Annotated in this window: 7 protein-coding genes; 3 read left to right on the forward strand and 4 right to left on the reverse strand. The window is 64.9% G+C overall.

All coding sequences use genetic code 11. The annotated features are described in order from the left end of the window. Nucleotides 1–357: 357 nt before the first annotated feature. Nucleotides 358–711 carry a hypothetical protein gene (locus B552_RS28165; protein ID WP_019446986.1) on the forward strand — a complete coding sequence of 118 codons (354 nt, stop codon included), beginning with the start codon at nucleotides 358–360 and terminating at the stop codon, nucleotides 709–711. 169 nt (nucleotides 712–880) lie between these two features. Here the strand turns inward: B552_RS28165 and B552_RS0100310 are convergent, their stop codons facing one another. Continuing rightward, entirely contained in the window at nucleotides 881–1,777 is an 897-nt protein-coding gene (locus tag B552_RS0100310; protein ID WP_019446987.1) for a LysR family transcriptional regulator, read from the reverse strand. Nucleotides 1,778–1,869: 92 nt separating this feature from the next. On the opposite strand from B552_RS0100310, the gene B552_RS0100315 reads away from it, so the two are divergent. Further along, entirely contained in the window at nucleotides 1,870–2,655 is a 786-nt protein-coding gene (locus B552_RS0100315; RefSeq protein WP_019446988.1) for an NAD(P)H-dependent oxidoreductase, read from the forward strand. Here the strand turns inward: B552_RS0100315 and B552_RS0100320 are convergent. The 3 genes from B552_RS0100320 to pobA all read right to left on the reverse strand — a co-directional run bounded on the left by B552_RS0100320 (nucleotide 2,652) and on the right by pobA (nucleotide 5,220). Continuing rightward, a complete protein-coding gene (locus B552_RS0100320) occupies nucleotides 2,652–2,942 on the reverse strand; it encodes a nicotinamide mononucleotide transporter (RefSeq protein WP_019446989.1) in 291 nt (96 codons plus the stop codon). The two genes, B552_RS0100315 and B552_RS0100320, sit on opposite strands and share 4 nt — an antisense overlap. A gap of 100 nt (nucleotides 2,943–3,042) precedes the next feature. Next, entirely contained in the window at nucleotides 3,043–3,822 is a 780-nt protein-coding gene (gene surE, locus B552_RS0100325) for a 5'/3'-nucleotidase SurE (protein ID WP_019446990.1), read from the reverse strand. A gap of 201 nt (nucleotides 3,823–4,023) precedes the next feature. Then, on the reverse strand, nucleotides 4,024–5,220 hold the full coding sequence (gene pobA, locus B552_RS0100330) for a 4-hydroxybenzoate 3-monooxygenase (protein ID WP_019446991.1): 1,197 nt from the start codon (nucleotides 5,218–5,220) through the stop codon (nucleotides 4,024–4,026). Between the two features lie 138 nt (nucleotides 5,221–5,358). Between pobA and B552_RS0100335 the strand changes: the two genes are divergently transcribed. Beyond that, the coding region (locus B552_RS0100335) for a helix-turn-helix domain-containing protein (RefSeq protein WP_019446992.1) at nucleotides 5,359–6,196 on the forward strand (838 nt) is incomplete at its 3' end.

Raw genomic sequence — 6,196 nt, forward strand, 5'->3', positions numbered from 1 at the left:
TGGCTCCAGCGTGCTCCGGCGCGGTGTGAAGGCGCTATTGTGAAGCAAATTCGCGAGCGCTGCCGACGGCGCCCGCGCGCGCTTGCAAGCGTGGTTGCAAGCGCGGTTGCAAGCGTGGTTACAAGCTCGGTTAAAGCGCGGTTAAATCGCGGTTAAAGCGTGGTTACATCCACCGTGGCAAGCGCCTGGCCGCAGCCAATCGGCAATGGTGGCCGATCCCACAGTCCGATCATTCGAGTTTTTCGCGTCGGACTATCGGTGCGCGAAGCGCCGCCCTATTCTGAAGTTATGCGACGCCCGCGTCCCGTACCCGTGAACCACGGCGCCGGGTGCCGCGACTCGTGTGTGGGAGGGGATATGTCCCTGCGTAGCATCCTGTTCGTCGCCGCCATTACCATCACCTGGAATTCGCCTGCATCAGCGGCGGCGGGCTGCCAATATGACATGCAGTGCAAGGGTGACCGAATCTGTCAGCAAGGCCAGTGCACGGCGCCTGAAGGTGAAGATGGCGAGGCCCCTCCTTCCAAGGCTCCCCCACCGACGGTCAAGCTGTCTCCCGCGCCGAGTAGTGCTGCGCGTGCCTGCTGCACCGTTGCCGGCAGGCTCCGGCTCGGCCCGGGGCAGTCGGGCGATGGCGCGCTGGCGGTCGGCGATTCCTGCCAGGGCCTGACGGCCTCCGGCAAGCCGGTGCCCGGAACGGTCTGCAACTAGCGCCTGCCATCATCCGGACATTGCCCGGACGTCGCAGGTACGTCATCCAACGGTCATCTGACAGTCATCCGCCCGTTGTCACCACGCGTTCCTGAGGCCCGCCGGGCCGATGAACGCGTGGTACGGCTGCGCGCCGGCGCCGGACCATTGCTGCCGTTGCTGCCACGATTCATCGCACGGCTGCGGCGATTGTTTCGCGCAGCCATTGATGCGCCGGGTCCCGGTGGACGCGCTCGTGCCACAGCATCGACATCTCGTACCCCGGCACCTCCACGGGCGCTTCAACAATCTGCAACGCCGCGTTGTCGCGCACCAGGCGCGCCGGCAGCATCGCCACCAGATCGGTGCTGGCCAGTACCGACGCCAAGAACAGGAAATGCGGAACCGACAGCGCAACCCGGCGCGACAGTCCCGCTGCCGCCAGCACCTCGTCGGTAACGCCTGTGAATCCACCGCCGGCGGGCGACACAAGCACGTGCTCCAGCGCGCAGAACTGCGCAATGGTGGGCTTGCGTTTGAGCCGGGGATGACCACGGCGGCCAGCCAGCACATACCGTTCCGTGAACAGCGGCCGCAGATGGAGACCCTCCGGCGCATCGCTGGTGATGTGGAATGCAAGGTCGATATCGCCCTGCTCCGCCTGCCGTGCAAACCGGCCCGGCGCCATCTCGATCACCGCGATGCGCGTGCCGGGGGCCAGCCGCCGGAGTTCGGCCAGCGCGGGCAACAGCACCGTCGATTCGCTGTAGTCGGTGGCGGCAATGCGCCAGGTCTGCGTGGCCGCCACCGGATCGAACGGGCTTTCCGGCGATATGGCCGCCTCAAGCGCCGTCAGGGCCTCGCGCAATGGGTCCCGTAACGATTCGGCACGCGCGGTGGGACGCATGCCGCGCGGCCCCGGCAGGAGCAGCGGATCATTGAAGATTTCACGCAGCCTGGCCAGATGCACGCTGACAGAAGGCTGCGAGTAATGCAGGCGCTCGGCCGCACGCGTGACGTTGTGCTCGGCCAGCAGCGCGTCAAGCGTGACGAGCAGGTTCAGGTCAAGGCGCCTCAAATTAGTCATGACAATACCTGGGATATCCGGAATTCATTTCCAATATAGCGCGGGCAGCCCTATCTTCGAACCTGGTTACATCAGATCTTCAGGAAATCGTCATGAACGTACTTCTCGTCCACGCCCACCCCGAGCCGTCATCGCTCAATGGCTCGCTCAAGGACTTTGCCGTGCAGCGGCTGGAGTCGGCCGGCCACGCGGTACAGGTTTCGGACCTCTATGCCATGCGCTGGAAGGCGCCGCTGGACGCCGGGGATTCCGTCGCACCGCAGACCGGCGCGCCGTTCCGGCCTTCGCTCGATTCAAAACATGCGTTCGAGAACGGGCTGCAGAGCGCCGACATCGCAAGCGAACAGGCGAAACTGCTGTGGGCCGATGCCGTGATCCTGCAGTTTCCGCTTTGGTGGTTTTCGATGCCGGCCATTCTCAAGGGGTGGGTCGAGCGCGTCTACGCCTACGGCTTTGCATATGGCGTGGGCGAGCATTCAGACTCGCACTGGGGCGATCGATATGGCGAAGGCACGCTGGCGGGCAAGCGCGCCATGCTGATGGTGACGACGGGTGGGTGGGAATCCCACTACGATGCGCGCGGCATCAACGGACCGATCGAAGACGTCCTGTTCCCGATCCAGCACGGCATCCTGTTCTACCCGGGCTTTGACGTGCTGCCGCCGTTCGTGGTCTACCGTTCTGGCCGCATGGACGAGGACCGCTACGCAGCCATCACCGAAGGGCTGGGCCAGCGGCTCGACACACTGTTCAGTACGCCGCCGATTGCGTACCGGCCGCAGAACAGCGGCCAGTACGACATCCCGTCGCTGACCCTGCGGCCGGAAGTGTCACCGGGGCAGACCGGCTTCGCGGCGCACGTGACGCGTGAGAACTAGGCCGCGGCCGTGGGCGTGGCCGGTTCCAGCTCGCGGTAGTAGCGCGTGTGGCGATAGAGCCCGTAGAGGCTCGTCGCCGTGAAACCAAGCTGCTGCACGAACAGGCCGTAGGTGCCCGTGGTCAGCGCGAAGGCGCTCCAGACCAGGTTCGAGCATATGTAGGCGATCCAGCCCCAGCGCGAGGCGCGGTTATGAAGCGCCACCAGGAACGAGCCGCTCATTGCCAGCGCGCATCCTGACCATTCCAGACCGTTGAGCAGCTTTGGGAAGTGGGCCGCGAGCTCCATGTTTTTTGTCTCCTTTTGCGTTCATTTTTTGTATGCAAAACGGGAGACTATCTTTATTGGTACGATCTGGCAAGGGGGGGCCACCCCCCCTCGATACGGCTCAGGCCCGCGCCAGGCTGGCCGCCAGCGCCGTGGCTGCCTCTTCGCTGGTACGTTCAAAGCACAGCGGCGTCACCGATACCGCGCCGCGCGCCACCACCATTGCCTCGGCATCGTCCACGTCGGGCCGTGGGCCACGCGAGAACTGCAGCCAGTGATAGGGAATGCCGCGCGGGTCCACGTGCGCGCGGACATCGATCGCGTTGACCAGTCCAACGCCCTGCCGCGAGACCGTCAGGGGCCCGGCAGCAGCGGCATCCACGTCGGGAAAATTGACGTTCAGGCACGCATCGTCACTCCAGCCCGCGGCAAGCAGACGACGGATCACATCGCCCGCGAGCGCGCGCGAGGTCTCCCATTTCACTGCGTTGCGATCCTTGAAGACCTGGCTCAGCGCAATCGACCGGACACCAAGCAGCATGCCCGTCATGGCGGCGCCGACTGTGCCCGAGAACACGGTTTCCATACCGAGGTTCCCGCCCCGGTTGATGCCGGAGAGAATCAGGTCCGGCGGTGTATCGCGCATCACCTGACGCACCGCCATCACGACGCAGTCGCCCGGGGTGCCAGTAATGCCAAAGCGGCGCGGACCGCGCTCGGAGATGCGCAGCGGCGCATGGAGGCTGATCGAATGCGACGTGCCGCTCTGGTCGTGCTCCGGCGCAACGATCCAGACTTCGCGTGCGAGCGTGGCGGCAACCTGCTCCAGCACGGCAAGGCCCGGCGCATCGATGCCATCGTCATTGGTCAGGAGAACACGGTCGACTACGGGTTCGGACATGGAATTGGCCCAGGTGGTTGGCGAAGGGGGCCTTTACTTTATCCGATCCGTGTTGATGCTCCGCTCTCCCACGCCGTGGGAGAGGGGTCGGGGGAGAGGGCATTGCGGCTCTGCTTGCCGCCTTGTCGCAATTTGCACCGCCAGGCCCTCTCCCCTGCCCCTCTCCCGCATGCGGGAGAGGGGATAAAGCTATCGAAACATTCAGCGCGGCAGGCCCACGTAGTTTTCCGCCAGCGACCGGCATGCCGCCTCGGAGCCCACGAGGTAATCGAGTTCGGCCTGCTGGATGCGGTGCGCGAACGCGTCGGCATCGGGGAAGCGGTGCAGCAGTGACGTCATCCACCACGAGAACCGTTCCGCCTTCCAGACCCGGCGCAGACACTTCTCCGAGTAGGCGTCCAGCTCATGCGGGTCGTCGTGCTGGTAGTGCGCGATCAGGCCGTCGGCCAGGTAGAGCACGTCGCTGGCGGCCAGGTTCAGGCCCTTGGCGCCCGTTGGCGGCACGATGTGTGCGGCGTCGCCAGCCAGGAACAGCCGTCCGTATCGCATCGGCTCGCAGACAAAGCTACGCAGCGGCGCGATGCTCTTCTCGATGCTGGGGCCGGTGACGAGCGCTTCCGCAGCAGTCGGGTCCAGCCGATGACGCAGTTCGTTCCAGAAACGGTCGTCGGACCAGTCTTCGGCCTTCTCCGTGGAAGGCACCTGCACGTAGTAGCGGCTGCGCGTTTTCGAACGCATGCTGCACAGCGCAAACCCACGTTCGTGGCTGGCATAGATCAGCTCGTCCGCCACCGGAGGCGTTTCAGCCAGGATGCCGAGCCAGCCGAACGGATAGACGCGTTCGAAGATCCGCTTTGAAGGCTCCGGCACGCTGGCACGGCTGACGCCGTGGAAACCATCGCACCCGGCGATGTAGTCGCACACCACCTCATGCTCGACGCCGTCCTTGCGATAGCGCACGCGCGGCCGGTTGCCGTCGAAATCGTGCAGCGAGACATCCTGCGCTTCATAGACCGTGGGCACACCCGCAGCCTTGCGTGCCTCCATCAGGTCGCGTGTGACCTCGGTCTGGCCATAGACGGTGACATCGCGCCCGATCAGCGCATGGAAGTCCAGACGGTGCCGCCGCCCGCCGAAGGACAGCTCGATGCCGTGGTGCACCAATCCTTCGTCGCGCAGCCGCGCATCGACACCGGCACGCGCCAGCGCCTCGACGGTCACGCATTCCAGAATGCCCGCGCGAATGCGGCCAAGGACATACTCGGGGCTGCGTTGTTCGATGACGATATTGTCGATGCCGGCGACGGTCAGCAACTGGCCTAGCAAGAGCCCGGCAGGGCCTGCGCCAACGATGGCGACGCGTGTGGAACGGGTATTGGGGGAGCCATTGGGGGCCATGGCGAGTCTCCTGGTTTGTGTGCCGTTGTTGTGTCGTTGTTGGGCTTAACGATAGAGCCTCGCGCGCGTGGCAGGAATGGACAGATCGAACCATCGAAGTGAAAATCCGAACATTCCAGGTTTGTGCAATGCGCCCCCATGAGAACCGTACCCACCTACTCGCTCTATGGCGTGAATTCGTCGGAGCCGCTGCTGGATCAGCTCCATTTCGAATCAATCGCCTCGCGCAGCCAGCTCTATGCGTGGGAGATCCGGCCACACCGGCATGAGCGCTTCCTTCAATTTCTGTACATCCACGGAGGCAGTGGGGAGGCGTTGCTCGAAGGGCGGAAGGAGCCGCTGGCGAGCGGCTCGCTGATCACGGTGCCGCCGCGCCACGTACACGGCTTCGTGTTCTCTCCCGACGTGGACGGCTTTATCGTGACGATGACCGACAGTTACCTGCGCACGCTGCTGGCCGGCGTGCCCGGGACGCTGCCGCTTTTCGAACATCCGCGTCACGACCGCGTGGCGCGGCGGCACGCGCTGGCAAGTACGCTGGCGCTGTTCCGCGAGGAGATGGAATCGGTTTCACCGTGGCGCGGCGCGTCGCTGTCGGCCTTGCTGACGCTGGTGCTGGTGGGAATTGCGCGAATCGCCGAGGCATCGGCGCCGGCCAAGACCCAGGGTGGCAGCCGCCCGGCGCGGCATTTCCAGCAGTTCCAGCAGTTGCTGGAAACCGACTATCGCGAACAGAAGGAAATCACGTACTACGCCGACGCCATCGGCGTTACGTCCACGCAGCTCAACCGCGTCTGCAGGCAGCTTGCCGGGCAAAGCGCGCTGCAGCTCATCCATGCGCGCGTGCTGGCCGAAGCGCAGCGCGACCTGCTGTTCAGCGACCTGGACATCAAGCAGATCGCGATGACGCTGGGCTTCTCAGACGCGGGCTACTTCTCGCGCTTCTTCGCGCGGCTGGCGGGGCAGACGCCAACGG

It is taken from the genome of Cupriavidus sp. BIS7 (assembly GCF_000292345.1).
GTDB lineage: Bacteria > Pseudomonadota > Gammaproteobacteria > Burkholderiales > Burkholderiaceae > Cupriavidus.